Source organism: Enterococcus sp. FZMF (genome assembly GCF_030263915.1).
GTDB classification, from domain to species: domain Bacteria; phylum Bacillota; class Bacilli; order Lactobacillales; family Enterococcaceae; genus Enterococcus_D; species Enterococcus_D casseliflavus.
Window position 1 is genome coordinate 2,463,924 of sequence record NZ_CP127160.1, and the last position, 15,662, is coordinate 2,479,585.

Annotated in this window: 21 protein-coding genes; 4 read left to right on the top strand and 17 right to left on the bottom strand. The window is 41.0% G+C overall.

The genetic code is table 11. From position 1 onward, the window contains the following. Positions 1–162: 162 nt before the first annotated feature. The 13 genes from QN079_RS12035 to rpsP all read right to left on the bottom strand — a co-directional run bounded on the left by QN079_RS12035 (position 163) and on the right by rpsP (position 9,057). Entirely contained in the window at positions 163–810 is a 648-nt protein-coding gene (locus QN079_RS12035) for an NAD(P)H-binding protein (RefSeq protein ID WP_289229823.1), read from the bottom strand. 137 nt (positions 811–947) lie between these two features. Continuing rightward, positions 948–1,373, bottom strand: coding sequence for an Rrf2 family transcriptional regulator (locus tag QN079_RS12040; RefSeq protein ID WP_289229824.1), 426 nt, complete (start codon positions 1,371–1,373; stop codon positions 948–950). A 192-nt stretch (positions 1,374–1,565) separates the two neighbouring features. After that, entirely contained in the window at positions 1,566–1,970 is a 405-nt protein-coding gene (locus QN079_RS12045) for a VOC family protein (RefSeq protein ID WP_151195470.1), read from the bottom strand. Between the two features lie 261 nt (positions 1,971–2,231). Next, complete coding sequence (locus tag QN079_RS12050; protein WP_353957183.1) at positions 2,232–2,951, bottom strand: helix-turn-helix domain-containing protein; 720 nt, start codon at positions 2,949–2,951, stop codon at positions 2,232–2,234. Positions 2,952–3,051: 100 nt separating this feature from the next. Then, positions 3,052–4,065 carry an alcohol dehydrogenase AdhP gene (gene adhP / locus QN079_RS12055; RefSeq protein WP_005229064.1) on the bottom strand — a complete coding sequence of 338 codons (1,014 nt, stop codon included), beginning with the start codon at positions 4,063–4,065 and terminating at the stop codon, positions 3,052–3,054. Positions 4,066–4,409: 344 nt separating this feature from the next. Continuing rightward, positions 4,410–5,186 (bottom strand): aminoglycoside phosphotransferase family protein, encoded by a 777-nt coding sequence (locus QN079_RS12060; RefSeq protein WP_289229826.1) that lies wholly within the window; start codon positions 5,184–5,186, stop codon positions 4,410–4,412. 127 nt (positions 5,187–5,313) lie between these two features. Further along, entirely contained in the window at positions 5,314–5,661 is a 348-nt protein-coding gene (rplS, locus tag QN079_RS12065) for a 50S ribosomal protein L19 (RefSeq protein ID WP_002357176.1), read from the bottom strand. Positions 5,662–5,826: 165 nt separating this feature from the next. Further along, positions 5,827–6,573 (bottom strand): tRNA (guanosine(37)-N1)-methyltransferase TrmD, encoded by a 747-nt coding sequence (gene trmD / locus QN079_RS12070; RefSeq protein WP_115232613.1) that lies wholly within the window; start codon positions 6,571–6,573, stop codon positions 5,827–5,829. Further along, entirely contained in the window at positions 6,563–7,087 is a 525-nt protein-coding gene (gene rimM, locus QN079_RS12075) for a ribosome maturation factor RimM (RefSeq protein WP_010749728.1), read from the bottom strand. The genes trmD and rimM overlap by 11 nt, the downstream gene beginning before the upstream one ends. A gap of 155 nt (positions 7,088–7,242) precedes the next feature. Further along, entirely contained in the window at positions 7,243–8,067 is an 825-nt protein-coding gene (locus QN079_RS12080) for a hypothetical protein (protein WP_289229827.1), read from the bottom strand. An 86-nt stretch (positions 8,068–8,153) separates the two neighbouring features. Further along, a complete protein-coding gene (locus QN079_RS12085) occupies positions 8,154–8,411 on the bottom strand; it encodes a hypothetical protein (protein WP_005228919.1) in 258 nt (85 codons plus the stop codon). A gap of 113 nt (positions 8,412–8,524) precedes the next feature. Further along, the gene (locus QN079_RS12090; RefSeq protein ID WP_005228918.1) at positions 8,525–8,770 is read right to left on the bottom strand and encodes a KH domain-containing protein; all 246 of its coding nucleotides are present in this window, start codon (positions 8,768–8,770) and stop codon (positions 8,525–8,527) included. An 11-nt stretch (positions 8,771–8,781) separates the two neighbouring features. Beyond that, a complete protein-coding gene (gene rpsP / locus QN079_RS12095) occupies positions 8,782–9,057 on the bottom strand; it encodes a 30S ribosomal protein S16 (protein ID WP_005228917.1) in 276 nt (91 codons plus the stop codon). A gap of 254 nt (positions 9,058–9,311) precedes the next feature. Between rpsP and QN079_RS12100 the strand changes: the two genes are divergently transcribed. Further along, positions 9,312–9,863, top strand: a complete 552-nt coding sequence (locus QN079_RS12100) for an NADPH-dependent FMN reductase (RefSeq protein WP_121260874.1) — start codon at positions 9,312–9,314, stop codon at positions 9,861–9,863. Positions 9,864–9,946: 83 nt separating this feature from the next. Here the strand turns inward: QN079_RS12100 and QN079_RS12105 are convergent, their stop codons facing one another. Together QN079_RS12105 and QN079_RS12110 are read right to left on the bottom strand one after the other, a co-directional pair. After that, on the bottom strand, positions 9,947–10,480 hold the full coding sequence (locus QN079_RS12105; RefSeq protein WP_271812913.1) for a dihydrofolate reductase family protein: 534 nt from the start codon (positions 10,478–10,480) through the stop codon (positions 9,947–9,949). Between the two features lie 13 nt (positions 10,481–10,493). Next, on the bottom strand, positions 10,494–11,063 hold the full coding sequence (locus QN079_RS12110) for a DNA-3-methyladenine glycosylase I (RefSeq protein WP_034869182.1): 570 nt from the start codon (positions 11,061–11,063) through the stop codon (positions 10,494–10,496). Between the two features lie 100 nt (positions 11,064–11,163). Between QN079_RS12110 and QN079_RS12115 the strand changes: the two genes are divergently transcribed. From QN079_RS12115 to QN079_RS12125, 3 genes are read left to right on the top strand one after another with little or no spacing between them, the layout of a single operon-like run. After that, positions 11,164–11,550: a GntR family transcriptional regulator gene (locus tag QN079_RS12115; protein ID WP_005228910.1), complete on the top strand. Its 387-nt coding sequence runs from the start codon at positions 11,164–11,166 to the stop codon at positions 11,548–11,550. Then, a complete protein-coding gene (locus QN079_RS12120) occupies positions 11,547–12,428 on the top strand; it encodes an ATP-binding cassette domain-containing protein (RefSeq protein ID WP_289229828.1) in 882 nt (293 codons plus the stop codon). Before QN079_RS12115 ends, QN079_RS12120 begins: the two co-directional genes overlap by 4 nt. A 12-nt stretch (positions 12,429–12,440) precedes the next feature. Further along, positions 12,441–13,601, top strand: a complete 1,161-nt coding sequence (locus QN079_RS12125) for an ABC transporter permease (protein ID WP_167826978.1) — start codon at positions 12,441–12,443, stop codon at positions 13,599–13,601. Between the two features lie 46 nt (positions 13,602–13,647). Here the strand turns inward: QN079_RS12125 and QN079_RS12130 are convergent, their stop codons facing one another. Both QN079_RS12130 and ffh read right to left on the bottom strand, forming a co-directional pair. Next, entirely contained in the window at positions 13,648–13,848 is a 201-nt protein-coding gene (locus QN079_RS12130) for a CsbD family protein (protein WP_289229829.1), read from the bottom strand. A gap of 394 nt (positions 13,849–14,242) precedes the next feature. Continuing rightward, complete coding sequence (gene ffh, locus QN079_RS12135) at positions 14,243–15,661, bottom strand: signal recognition particle protein (protein ID WP_289229830.1); 1,419 nt, start codon at positions 15,659–15,661, stop codon at positions 14,243–14,245. Between the last annotated feature and the right edge of the window lies 1 nt (position 15,662).

Genomic DNA, 15,662 nt, shown 5'->3' on the forward strand with positions numbered 1-15,662 from the left:
TGATTATAAGCAAAGACAGAGGATTTGTCTTGTCTAAATTACTGAGTATGGGAAACAATAATGTGAAAAAAGAACTGTTGCCTAAAATAGCCTATCCATCCACTCGTACCAATAGTCAACGCTACTCACGGCATTTCCTTCTCAGTCGTCTTTGAAAACTTACTAGGCATCAATCACAGTAAAGCGGGTGTTTTCATGTTGTACTGTTTCGATCTCATCGATAATTGCCTTAGCTAAGGTACCGCTAGATGTCACCGATTCCTTTTGTTCGTTGAATAGTAAGTGATCTTTCCCTAAAATCGCTGGTTTAGCTGGTCCTTCTTGAAAGACATTCCCAGGAGAAATCCCCACCCAAGGGACATTTTTGACTGTTTCTAAAAAGAGATATTCGTCTAGCTGATTTTCTGGAATCGCAATCCAACTTTCGCTTCCTGGTGCTTTTTTCAACTCAGAGAGATTACGTTCCCCCGCTTCATTGAATAAACTGCCGGCTCCTAAGATGAAGAACAAGCGAGTGTTTTTTTCTCGAAACAGGTGCACTAATTTTGCTGCCAGATCCACATGCAAGTAAGCTTTGTCAGGATTTGTCGCAAACGCGTCAACAAGCACATCAAAGTCACTGAGCTCTTCTTCTGTGAGAGAAAAAGCATCCTTTGTAAGTGTTTTGACCGTCTCACCAAGTTGTTCTTTGGCCTTCGCTTCATTTCTCACGATAGCAGTCACTTCGTGTCCTCTCTGTACTGCTTCTTGATAAATTGCTGAACCTGCATTCCCTGTTGCGCCAATAATACCGATTTTCATAATGATCATCCTTCCTACTTTTGTTTTTTTCAAAATCAGTTGTTACTAATTAAGTTACAACTAGAGTATAAAAGAAACTTTCTTCCCTGTCAAGAATTTGCCTAGCAGGTGAAAGTTCTTTTTTTACAGCCTTCCATGTGACACTTTTAATGATTGGCTTCTACTTGAATGCCTTCAATGATGGATTGTAGCGAGATAGCGCTCATTTCCTGCTCAATTTTCTTTTGCAGCACATCGTAAGTTTCCTCTAATACCGTTTGGATATTCCCCCCAATCAAGCAATTGGGATTGGTCTTTTTGTCCGCACGTAAAAGATGCTGATCTTTTTCAACACTCGCATAGATGTCCAACAAAGAAATCTCATTTGGTTCCTTCGTTAGTTTAGGGTTTGGTTTTCCTCTTTGGCTTTCGATCAATCCTGCAATACGCAGATCACTCATAATCCGGCGAACATAGGCAGGATTCGTTTCAACACTCTGGGCGATCCGATCACTGGATAGATCAGTTCCTTTAAAGAGGTGGATGTAAGCGAGGATGTGAATGGCGTCGCTGTATTTCGTTGAATATTTCACTTCGTCTCCACTCCTTTTTCTTGTATCATACCTCTTTTTTCAGATTTAGACAAAGGGTACTGACCAATCTTACAAAACTCGAGGATCCCGTCAAGAAAAAGCAGCCCTCAAAAAGTTAGCACAAAAGCCTAACTTCTTGAGGGAACTGCCTACTGAACCATTTTTTTCCTTTTTATTTAAACGAGCACTTTGCTAATAGCCCTTCATCCAAGCAGACTCAATCTGATTGCCGTCAGGATCAACGATTTCATAGCCGACCATCATGTCCTCTGGAATCCCCATATCAACTTGGAACGACTGTCCACCATTTTCTTCAGCGATTTTTGCAAAATTCTTTGCTTCTTCTGGTGTGTCAAAACTAAACGCGATCAATGCGCCATTCGTATTCTTTGTATCTGCAATACTTCTACCATTTAGAAATTGTTGGTAAAACGCATGTTCTAACAGCATTAACCAAATCGATTCACTCCAAACCATTCCACTGCTGGTCTCGTTTGAGAACTCTTCATTTTTTACAAACCCCAACGCTTCATAAAAGGATGTTGCACGTTTGATATCAGTGACAGGCAAGTTAATAAACACCATTTTGTTCGCCATTTTCTTGCTCCCTTTCTTTGGTAAGCTGCACTGCTGAATCCGTTCTCATTATAGCACCTATCGGTTCATTCACAAAAACATCAGTCTTTGTTCTCTGCTGCTAGTCTGAATAACCAGATCCAAAATTTTTTTCAAGTAAAAAAAGGCCTTCCACACATAGGCCTTTTAGCTTTTCTCATCTATGAAAAAGTAACTTGATAAGCATTAGCAAAGAATCATGTTTTCGCTAATACAATCAGCCCAAACTACTTTATTTAATACTCAAAGCTCAAGTCTTGAGTCGATCACGGTTACTTTCCCACGATAAATTTTTCGATACTCTTTGGGCGTATAAGAAGTTGCTTTTTTAAATTTCTTACTAAAATAATTTGGATCATTGAATCCTACTCTAACAGAAATTTCACTGATTGATCGATCACTTGTTGTGAGTTCTTTTTTGGCAACTTCAATACGATAAATCATCAAGTACAATGAAAAGGTCATTCCTAATGTATTCTTGATCAATCGGCTAGTGTGATACCGACTTAAATGCAGGTGATCTGCTAAAGTGTCTAAAGTAATATGTTCTCTATAATTTTCATGAATATAGCGCAATATCTTATGTCTTAAAGAAAGCGAAGGAGAAGCTTCATTGTTTTTCTCGACGTGCAGCAAGGAAATCTGATTGATGGATTGAATCCCTCGGTCCAATGCATAAACAAAATCATTGGTGATCGGTTCGACCAAATAATCGATCAAGTCGTAACGCAACGCTTTTTGAGCGATAGCAAAACTTTCTACTGCAGAATACAAAATTGCTTTTGCATTCGGATAAAAAGAAAGCAACTCTTTGTATAATTCAAAACAGTCCTCTTCGCCATCCGCATTGATCACTGCAATGTCAACCATCTGCTCAAGACAGGTACGCTGAAGTGCTTTTTTCGAATCAATCATTGGAAGCAAGATGACATTTGGAAAATGACGATCAATCAAACGAATCATCTCGCTAACTGCTCTTCGTTCTTCGCTGTCAATGATCAATAAATTACACACGAAATTTTCTCCTTCGCTAAAAATTCATAGTTGGTTTCTCTATTTTCGTTTATTTCTCTTGAAAATCAATGACCATCCGTCCTTTGATTTTTCCTGAAAGCATTTCATCAAAAATATCGTTGATCTCTTCTAACTGACGCATGACTACTTTAGGAACGACTTTTCCTTCCGCCGCAAATTGGAAAGCTTCTGCTAAATCAGTTCGTGTTCCAACAAGGGAACCGACAATCTTAATCCCATCCAATACAAGTCGAGGAATGTTCAAGTCCATGCTTTCTGGTGGGAGACCGACCGCTACAATCGTTCCGCCCGCACGAACAGCATCAACAGCAGAATTGAAGGCTGCTTTTGAAACAGCTGTTACTACAGCTGCATGTGCGCCGCCGGTTGCTTCTTGAATGATTTTTGCCGCATCTTCTTTCGCAGGATTGATTACAAGATCAGCGCCATGATCTTTTGCGAAGTCCAACTGTTTGTCGTTGATATCGATTCCAATCACTTTTGCATTAAAGACATTTTTTGCATATTGTAAGGCTAGGTTTCCTAATCCCCCTAAACCATAGATGGCGATCCATTGACCTGGTTTAATGTCAGAAACTTTTACCGCTTTATATGTGGTTACACCTGCACAAGTAATGCTGCTGGCTTCAGCAGAACCTAAGTCCTCTGGAACTTTCACTGCATAGTCAGCGACAACGATACATTCTTCAGCCATACCACCATCTACAGAATAGCCGGCATTTCTAACCGAACGGCATAATGATTCATTCCCGTTCACACAGTATTCGCATGATCCACAGCTTTCATACAACCAAGCGACACTTGCACGGTCACCGATTGCTAGAGAAGTAACATCATCACCGATTGCAACCACTTTACCGATTCCCTCGTGTCCGAGTACGATCCCAGATGCATCTCCAAAGTCGCCATCTTTTACATGCAAGTCAGTATGGCAGACACCGCAACACTCCATTTTCAATAATGCTTCATTCGGACGAAGCGCTCTTAATTCTTTTTCCTCGATTTTTACAACCTTATCTTTTGATACTACAGCTGCTTTCACAAAGACACCTCTTTCAATTCGATTAAATAAAGAACTTCCTTTTATTTGTGAAGTAGTTAACTAACGCATAGAGGTCAGCAATAGCTAGATAAAAGAAAGTTCTCTATCGAGAAGATTACCATAGAAATCATCAAAAAAAGGGGAATTTATTGCTTTTTTTCTGTAATCATTTATTAGAAAACAATAATGAAATCATTCAAAATTTTTTCTTTATTTCCAAATTACATAAAATTAAAAATTAAAAAGATAGAGATAATTCATCTCTATAAATAACAATCATTTCAATAAAAAACACCAAGAGGATCTGATAGAAGACTGTAGGATGATTTGTACTCACTGTTCTTCTATTCTTCTATTTTTATCCCTTCGATGACTTGCGATTTATTTTCTTTCAGGCGCTGAATGTCATATTGGTATTTAGCAAGATGTCCCTCGTCAATGTTTTTCTGAAAATTCCGATTCCCTTCTTCTCCTTTTCTACTCATAAAAGCAACTAGTGCACAAAGGCGGTCGATCAAACAATCGACAATCTGTACTCTGTCATTATTGGACAGCCGATAAGTATCCACAAAAAGTTTCAATCGACGGCATTGTGTTTCACTCAGACGACTGTTCCCATCAAAATACAAGGGTACCCAGCGGTACGCAGCATAAGAAACATCCCATAACCTGCTTCCTGGCCTTACTGTGTCAAAATCAAAAAGCCCAAAAGGCTTCCCATCCACGATCGTCATATTATATGGAGCAAAATCATTGTGGCACATCACCTCTATCGGACCAGAGTATTCCAGCATCCATTGTTCCTCACCAGTTAGCCTTTCCAGAAAACCAACACTTCGATCATGAAAATCTCTTAATCGTTCAGCTACCAAACAAAGAACCTCATCAGTATAAAGTTCATCCGGCAATGGCTGATCATATACCTCCCCCGGAACAAAAGAAACTAACTCATGTTCTTCCTGATCAAACCCTAATGGTTTCGGCACATAATTTATCTGCTGATCTTGCAAAAAACGTAAAAAGCGTTGGACGTCCTTCGACCATGGAACCTTTGGCCGTCTGACGAACTCCTTTTCGATGATTATTTCTTCTCGTCCAAGATTGTTACTTCTTTCATTCAATAAAACCCCTCCTATTTGTATAGTCGTTTCTTCATTTTATCACAACGAATAGAAAGTTTTTTTCACCTCAGACAAAAGAAAAAAGCCCTTGAAATCAAGGGCTTTTGCTTCATCTGATAATAAATGATTAACGACGAATTTCTTTGATACGAGCTGCTTTTCCGTGTAATGCACGCAAGTAGTACAATTTTGCACGACGTACTTTACCGTAACGAACAACTTCGATTTGTGCAACACGTGGTGTGTGCAATGGGAAGGTACGTTCAACACCTACACCGTTTGATACTTTACGAACTGTATAAGTTTCGCTGATACCAGCACCGCGGCGTTTGATGACAACACCTTCAAATAACTGAATACGTTCGCGAGTTCCTTCGACAACTTTCGCGTGAACGCGAACAGTGTCCCCAGGACGGAAAGCTGGGATGTCAGTACGTAATTGTTCTTGAGTTAGTTCTTGAATCAATGGATTCATGTTTATCATTCTCCTTATTCCCAAACATTCTTAAAGCATGAAAGCTCCAGCGGAACATCGTAATAGTTGAGTTTACACTCACTGAAATATCTTACCACAGTCGACCATAGGCTGTAAAGAGAATTTTCTTGTCATGGCACAGAATATCAAAAAACTGGCACTATTTTACTTGCCAGTCTTCGCTTCGTCTTCAATTTCTTTTAAAAGCTTCTGCATTTCAGCGGTCAGCGGATAAGTTTCCAGCATATCTGGACGTCGCTGATACGTTCGGCGCAAGGATTCTTTTAATTGCCACTGCTCGATCAGTTTATGATTGCCATTCATCAAAACTTCCGGCACTTTCATGCCTTTGAACTCTGCCGGGCGTGTATATTGCGGATGCTCTAATAAACCAGTGGAATGAGAATCAGTTTGTGCGGAGGTTTGATTGCCCAAAACTTCTGGTAATAGCCTGACCGTCGCATCGATCATGACCATTGCCCCCAATTCGCCGCCAGTCAAGACGTAATCCCCCAGTGACACTTCATCAGTGACCAATGAACGGATTCGTTCATCATAGCCTTCATAGTGACCGCAAATAAAAACAAGATGCTCTTCGGTAGAGAATTCTTCCGCCATCTTTTGATCAAAGGGTTTTCCCGCTGGGTCTAATAGGATCACCCGCTTTTTCGTTTCTGGTGTCGCTTCTTCGATCGCTTTGATATTGTCATAGACAGGTTGGACTTTTAATAACATTCCTGCTCCGCCACCATAAGGATAGTCATCCACTGTTTGATGTTTGTTGTCAGAATAATCACGGAAATTAGAGACATTGATTTCTAACAATCCCTTTTCCCGTGCTTTACCGATGATCGATTCTCCAAGAGGCCCTTCAAACATTCGTGGAAATAGTGTCAGCACATCAATTCTCATCGTCTAACAACCCTTCTGGGATCTCAACGATGACCTGACCATTTTCAAGATCGATGGTATGAACAACAGATTCGATATAAGGAATCAAGGCATCCTTCTTCCCTTTTCGCTGTACCACCCAAACATCATTGGCGCCTGGTGAAAGGATCTCTTTGACTTTACCAATGACTGTGCCATCTTCTTCGACGACTTCCAGACCAATAATTTCATGGTAGTAAAACTCATTTTCTGCTAGATCCACCAAATCATCCTTGGTAACTTTTAAAATGCCGTTACGAAACGGTTCAACGTCGTTGATGTTAGGATAGCCCTCAAACGTTAACAAATCAAAATTTTTATGTTTGCGATGACCTGAAACAATCAATGGTAATGGCTCTTTATTTTCACGAAAAAGTGTCAATTCAGCCCCTTTACGGTAGCGTTCTTCTGGAAAATCCGTTTGCGATATCACTCGTACTTCTCCACGGATCCCATGTGTATTGACGATTTTCCCTACGTTTAAATATTCTGTCACGTTCGTTCCCCATTTCTTCTAACTTCTGTTCTATTTTAGCATAGCAAAGTAGCGAATTCTAGCCGTTTCCTAGCGCCCCCTGTTTTCCTCAAAATCATCGCGCGAAAAACACCCCTTCGACGCTTGATCAAAGGGGCAATGTCCTAATCTGAAACTTATTGATTCATTGAAACGGCCATTTCCAAAGCTGAACGTGCATCTTGATGTTGCACCGTTCGAAGCATCTTTTCTTGTTGCCAGACCACGGTAGTTGCTGTATGGTCATTTTTTCCCATATCGATAGTGATTTGACCGACCTCAGGTGCTGGAAGCATGGCTTCTTCTAGATACGCTACCACTTCTTTGGCAACCGGAACTGGATCTTGTTCCTCTTGGTTGACTGCTCGAACAGTCAATGACCAATTTCCTTCTTGCCAGCTCAAATAACTGGAGCCAGCAGCTCCTTGCATATGCCCAGTAATCCCATATCCGAGATCGACGGCTTGTCCGCCATCATCCACTGTTACATTGACCGCTGCAGCCGCTTCATCAGCAGATTGATACTCTTTTGATTGAAAAGCAGCAAGCGGTGTTTCTTCGTTCAAAGCCTTGTCATTGAGAGACAATTGCTGATCAAGTCCATAATAAAGAATCGAGGCATCGGATTGACTGCCAGCTGTGGCCGCATTCAACACTTTACCCGAAGCAAGTGGAACGTCCTTTGGCAAGACAAGATCAGGGAATACCGCTTGTATTTGGCTATAGATGTCTGTGGTGCTACTCGTATTTGAAGAATCCTCAGAAACCGCCTGACTAGTCGATGCAGTTGATTGACTGGTTTCTGATTGACTACTTTTTTGTGTTTGGGTACTTTCCACCATAGTCGTTGCTGTTGTTTCAGCTGTACTGGCTTGACTGGTTTCTTGGTCTTTTTGATTATTACAGCCAGCCAAGGTTCCGATCGCTAGCAGCGTAACAAATAATCCTAGTTCTTTTTTCATGATGTTCCCCTCCTTATACAAAGGATACCCCTCAATAAAAAAAATGACAAACAAGTCAGATTGTCTGTCATTTTTTTGTCGATTTTTTAAAGATTAGTGACCCAATTTTGCAGTGATTGGAAGCCGTCCTTGATCCATTGCCAAACTTGATTGGCGATCGTCGATAGGTCGCCCCAACGAAAGTTTTGTGTCCATTGGTTCAATTGGGTCATGATTTCCTCACGATAGACCCAAATCAAAAAAAGTAGTAGCAAGATCCCTAGCGTTCGCCAAAGAAAAGAACCGATTTTATAAATAAAGACGAGAATCAAAAGAACGACGATCCATGCGATTAGTTGAGACATACAAGCACCTCCTCATTTTTGATTATCTCAAAACCATCCTTTTTTGTCCTCCATCTTAAGCATGAATTTTACAAAAAAAGCATTTCTCTTTGAGAAATGCTTTACACTCTTGCTTATTTACCATCAATGATATTCAAACGAACTTTTTTCGGTCCATTTGTCCGTACACTGTAAACGATCGTTCGAATTGCTTTGGCAACCCGACCTTGTTTACCGATGATACGACCAATATCTTCTGGTGCCACAGTAAGATTATATTCCAAGAAATCATCTGACTCTACCAGCTCAAGCTTGATATCCTCAGGTTTGGTAACAAGTGGTGAAACGATCGTTAAGACTAATTCTTGCAAATCTTTCATCCAAAGTCACCTTATTTCTTAGTGAATTTTGCTTCGTGGTGTTTTTTCATAACGCCTTCTTTAGAAAGGATGTTACGAACTGTATCTGAAGGTTGCGCACCTTTAGATAACCAATCAAGAACTAGATCTTCTTTGATTGTTACTTCAGCTGGGTCTAGTAAAGGATTGTAAGTACCAACTGTTTCGATGAAACGTCCGTCACGAGGAGAACGTGAATCTGCTACGACGATACGGTAAAAAGGTTTCTTTTTAGAACCCATGCGTTTTAAACGAATTTTTACTGCCATTATTTACACCTCCATTGATTTAATCACAAGAGCTAGTTTAACAGGTTTTTCTGATGGTGTAAAGAGTTTTTTCTTTACAGCTGAAAAAAGTTTTTCTTTCCTGTTTTTTCGGCATGGTTATCTTTTGCCAGAATGAATCTGGACGCGTATCATGAATATTAGAGAAACCTTTTTAAGGCCAAATCGTTTTATTTGCACCATTCACTTACTTTTGGTAAGCTAAATGAGTAGAAAACAACAAGGAGGAATTTTACATGACAAAAAAAATCGGTTTTATCGTCGGCAGCTTGCGGGAAGGTTCTTACAATAAACTCGTAGCGAAAAAATTCGCATCACTATTACCAGAAGGTTTTGAAGCATCTTTCATCGAGATCGGCAACTTGCCTTTTTACAATGAAGATTTGGAAGTTGAAGGAAAAGTTCCTGCTGAATGGACAGCATTTCGTGAAGCATTAAGCGCCGTTGATGGGGTCTTCTTCTTTACACCAGAATACAACCGCTCTGTTCCTGCAGCCTTGAAAAATGCTTTAGATGTTGGTTCTCGTCCTTACGGTGCAAGCAGTTGGGGTGGCAAACCAGCCTTAGTCGTCAGCGTTTCTCCAGGAGCGATCGCTGGATTTGGTGCGAACCATCATTTGCGTCAATCATTAGTCTTTTTGGATATGCCTACTCTGCAACAACCAGAAGCCTACATTGGCGGTATCACAAACTTGATCGATGAAAACAATGAGATCAACCCAGATACAGTGAGCTTCTTCGAAACGATCATTGCAAAATATATTGAATTCTTTCAACGATTCAACTAATGAAGATTCCATAAAAAAGACCAAGAAACTCGGCACTAAGTTTCTTGGTCTTTTTTACTGTGAAGAATAATCGTTTGCGCTTTTTACTCGCTGCCTGACACAGACTTTCGGACAAAATGGAGTTCTGTCAGTTCCCCCATCTGTTTTGTTTCAACAAACGTCAAGCGTCTCGAGTAATCCCCCGGTTCAAACAGTCGCTTGCCTTCTCCTAAAAACACCGGCGCGATTTGAATAAACCATTCATCGATCAAATCAGCTTCCAGCAATGGTTTTAATAAGGAACCTCCCCCTACTACCCATACGTTTTCCTCTTGTTTTAATGCTGAAACAAATGCAACTGGATCTGTTGACACTAGCGTTGCATCTGGCAGCGATTCTTTTTGTGTACGAGAAAAAACATAATTTGTCGTTTCGGGGTACAACAGTCCTCCATCCATAAGTTTCTTTGCTTCTTGATAGGTCTTTCTCCCCATCACTGTCGCATCGATGGTTGCAAAAAATGCTTCATAAGTCGTGGCGACACCGGTATCGGTTTGAAACAGCCAGTCCAGTTGATCCTTCAGACCTGCTAAATAGCCATCGAGGCTGATCGCACCATAGAATATCACTTTTCCCATTATGCTCGCTCCTTTATTCTTTGTTTGCTGCTGATGTTCGACAAACACAAGTGACTAAATGGTCGTTGACCATGCCGACAGCTTCCATAAAGGCGTAAATAATGGTCGTTCCGACAAATTTAAACCCTCGCTTTTTCAAATCTTTCGCTAGCTGATCGGAGATTTCCGAATGGGTCGGTACATCGGATTGCTGCTCAAATTCATTAATGATCGGCTGATGATCGACATATCGCCACAAGAATGCGGAGAAACTACCATATTCTTGCTGGATTTTTAAAACTTCTTGGGCATTGCTGATCGCCGCTTCAATCTTTCGCCGATTGCGGATGATTCCTGGATTCATCATCAGTTCTTCCACTTTTTCTTCCGTATAGTTCGCTACTTTGGTGATTTCAAACTGATCATACGCCGCATCAAAATTCGCCATTTTATTTAAAATCGTTTGCCAGCTCAACCCTGCTTGATTCATATCTAACACCAATTTTCGGAACAACTGCTGATCCTCATACTCAGGTTTCCCCCAGATTGTATCATGATACTCCTGCATCGCTGGTGTACTGTTGGCCCACTCACATCGTTCCATTGTCCTCATCAGCTCCTTTTTGTTTATTTTATCATAAAAGACTTTACTTCCACTAGTGTACTACGTATACTAGTACACATAAATGAAAGGAGCTGATTTTGTGGTTCGCATTAACAAAGCCAGCAGCAAACCTTACTATGAGCAATTGGTTTTAAGTATCAAAGAAGATATTCTGAACGGTGTTCTAACCGCTGGAGACCAAGTGCCTTCGGTTCGTGAAATGGCCAAGCACCTGTTGATGAATCCAAATACCGTCAGCAAAGCCTACAAAGTATTGGAAAATGAGCAAGTGCTTGTCACCATCAAAGGAAAAGGCACCTTTGTGAAAGTTACTGAGGATCTGCCACGCGATGAGATTCGGATCTTACAAGTGAAAGAACGTTTGAAAGAATTGGTGATCGAAGCACGCCATCTACAGATCAGCATGCGTGAGCTGAGCGATTGGATGAATGGCTTTGAACAAGAGTTAGGAGGCGATCCACAGTGAAGATCGAACATGTGACCAAGAAAATGGAACAAACAATTATCTTAGAAAACGTGAACTTCTCTTTGGAAAAAGGAGAACTCGTAGGATTGATCGGCCGCAATGGTTCTGGGAAAACCACGCTGTTTCGGACGATCGCTGGACATTATTTACTAGATGATGGCGAGATTTCGATCGATAACCAACGCCTGGATCAGCACCCGGAATTAAAAGAACAGCTTTTTTATATCGATGAAAAAGAAAACTTTCTGGCTGCCTACTCGTTAAAAAAAATCAATCAATTTTATCGGTTTGCTTATCCGAATTTTGATCAAAATCTTTATTTAGAATTGATGCAAAGCCATGGTCTGCCGCTAACGCTTTCTTACCGGCGAATGTCAAAAGGAATGCAAGGTCTTTATAAGATGATTCTAGCGATCGCTTCAAATGCGACGTTCTTACTGTTAGACGAACCTTTTGATGGACTTGATGTGATCGTCCGAAAAAAAGTGATCGGACTATTGCTGGAAAGCCTCAGTGAGTCGAATCGTACCGCATTGATCGCTTCCCATAATCTAAATGAATTAGAGCATATTATTGATCGTGCCTTGTTGATCAAAGGGAAAACGATTGAAGGAGACTACCGTTTGGAAACGATTCGCGAACAATCTCGCAAACTTCAACTCGTCTTTCGCAGCAAGCAGATTCCTCCCCTTATCAAGCAGCGCTCCAAGCTGATTCAAAAACAAGGCCGAGTCTTGACCGCTTTGTTTGACAATTACACAAAAGAGCTGGCGGCTGAGATCCAGCAGCTTGATCCTTTGGTTTTCGAAGAATTGCCATTGACCTTGGAAGATCTGTTTGAAGCAAATTTACGACAAGAGGCATTAGTGGAAGGATAGAGGTGGAAAACGATGTTAAGCAATATATTTAAAGAACGCTACGGCAAGCTGCTGATCGGCTTTTGTTTTGTCTTACTCTTAATGTATCTTGGTGATGGCTGGCAATCACAAAAAGCCTGGCATCAGCAAGAACGCTATTTGACATCTGAAGAATTTATCAAAGATTTCAACGAAAATCGAGAGTACTATGTCAAAAGCTACAAGGGTGAAACCCCGGTTTACTTTGATTCGGCAACAGAATACCGCGATGCGGTATTGACGATCAGCAATGAGTCCCCTGATGAGATTTATTACAATCGCCCTTATATGACCACCATGAATCAATTTGTGATTGTCTTCCTGTTTATTTGGGGCTTCTTATCCTTTTTTGTCGATGGCCGCACCAATTTCAATCGCTTTTTATTTGCCTTACCCTTTAGCAGAAAGCACGTCTTTCACAAGAAACTGCTTTTTATCGGCTTACCCTTGACCGCTTGTTTAGTGTTGGGTCTGTTAGGTCATATCCTGATCGAATACACGATGATCCCAGCTCGCTATCTCGCTGTGCCGCTTCAAGACGTGCTGCTTTCTGCCCTTAGTACCTTGGCAACGAATCTGCTAGTATTTGCTGCAGGTCTCTTGTTAGGCGTTTTGCTGGGGAATCTGTTTACTGGCGTGCTCTCGGTCTTCTTCACTATTTCGCTAGGATCAATGGGGTATAGCTTTTTCCAATGTACCCGCGAGTTTTTTAGTTTTGTGTTTCTTGGTCATGGGGATTTTCTGATTCCTTTTCAAACCTGGATCGATTGGCCGCAAGGATATGTCTACCCTTGGTGGCTGCTGCTCCTTTACCTCGGCTTGAGCGGCTTACTGATTCTTGCTGCCGAAAAAGTGTTCTCGAAAATCTCTTTAGAAAATGACGGTGATTATATAACGATCCCTAAATTGCGCGCACCAGTTTATTGGCTGCTTTCTTTGGGAACTTGGTTCTATTTATCCATGATTTCTTATTACCCACTAGAAATTTTTTACCGTAATCTTTATGAGGGGTATGATGTCAGTCTTTGGAACATCGCCCTTCGGCTCGGTTTATTACTGGTTGCCTGCTTATTCATCAGTTTGCTGCTTGTCTATCCTAAAGCGCTGATGAATTGGTGGTACAAACGAAAAAACAAACAAATCAGTGGAATATAAAAAAGCATCCCTGCAACAAGAACATGTTGCAGGGATGCTTTTAAGTTTAATGTCTAGGTTTGTCGTCGTCTTTTTTGTCAAAGAAGTCATTTACTTTACGAGAAACATCATCCGCAAAATCTTCAACCTTATCTTTGGCTTTCCCATATTTATTTTGGGTTTTGCCTTTTAATTCTTCGGAGTCATCTCCTGTAAGTTTCCCTTTTGTTTCGGTTACTTTTCCTTCAGTGCGATCTTTGTTTGTCATCGTAAAAAACTCCTTTCATACTTGCTATAACTTAATAGTAGCACCATTTAACAGAAAGCACGAATGTTCTGCTTCTATCCTATTCTTAGAGTTGTCCGCAACGATAGTTGATCGCTATTTTTGACTCTTGGACGATTTGAGATATTCGGTAGAAAGCTGGCTTTCTCTATAAAAAAGGATGTTCTCTAGATGTTCTATTTGATGTTCTTTGAAGGAGTTCATTTAAAGAGGACGCTGTGAGCATAAAAAACTATGACCTGAAGAAGGCAATCTGAGGCGCTGCAGTTGCTAGAATTAGCAGGTACAGCTTCTCGATTTGGTGCCTTTTCAGATCATGTTTTTTAAATTACACGAAGATAAGGTTCAGTTCTCAGTTCCTATCAGTGTTAAACGATTATTTGCGTTTTTTCTTTTTCTTCTTTTGTTTCTTGACCATGCGGTTCATGGCCATTTTTCCAAGTTTCCCTTTGACCCCACCGCCAAACATTTGATCCATGCCAGGAATGTTCATATTCCCTTTACTCATTTGCTGCATCATTTTGCGAGATTCTTTGAATTGTTTGATCATACGGTTGACTTCGACGACACTGTTTCCAGAACCAGCAGCAATACGGCGGCGACGGCTTGGATTCAACAAATCAGGATTTTCCCGTTCAGCTGGTGTCATAGAATAAACCATGGCTTTTTGTCGAGCAATTTGTTTCGGATCAACTTTGACATTTTCGATACCAGGCATTTGACTCATTCCCGGAATCATTTTTAAGAGATCTTCAATTGGGCCCATGCCCATAACTTGATCGATCTGTTCGACAAAGTCATTGAAGTCGAAGGAGTTTTCCTTCATTTTTTGAGCAAGCTCTTCTGCTTTTTTCTCGTCGTAATCTTGGTGTGCTTTTTCGATCAAAGTCAGCATATCACCCATACCGAGAATCCGACTAGACATCCGATCTGGATGGAATACTTCAAGGTCGGTCAATTTTTCACCGGTACCAGTGAACTTGATTGGAGCGCCCGTAACTTGACGAATCGACAATGCCGCCCCGCCACGAGTATCGCCATCTAGTTTGGTGATGACTACCCCTGTGATCCCCAGTTGTTGATTGAAGCTTTCCGCCACGTTGACAGCATCTTGTCCTGTCATCGCATCTACTACCAGTAAAATTTCATTTGGCTGTGCCAAGTCCTTGATTTGTTTTAGCTCTTCCATCAAGTTTTCGTCGATATGCAAACGACCCGCCGTATCGATCAAAACGTAGTCATTTTTCTTTTCCCGAGCCAAAGCCAATCCTTGGCGAACGATTTCAACTGGACTGACATCAGTTCCCATATCAAAAACAGGTACATCCAATTGCTGCCCTAATACTTTCAACTGGTCGATCGCAGCTGGTCGGTACACGTCACCAGCGATCATTAATGGACGTGCGTTTTCGGTTTTGATCAAATGGTTGGCTAATTTCCCAGCAAAGGTGGTTTTCCCTGCCCCTTGCAAACCAGCCATCATGATGATCGTTGGGATCTTCGGTGATTTTTCGATCCCAACTGTTTCTGATCCTAACGTTTTGGTTAATTCTTCATCAACGATCTTAACGATTTGTTGCGCTGGAGATAGGCTTTCTAATACTTCTACCCCCACTGCCCGTTCACGGACATTTTTGGTAAACTCTTTTACAACTTGCAGATTGACGTCGGCTTCTAATAAAGCTAGACGAATCTCACGCATCATTTCTTTTACATCTGCTTCAGATACTTTTCCTTTTCTGCGCAGTTTGCTCATTGCCTGCTGGAGGCGTTCAGTTAAACTTTCAAATGCCATT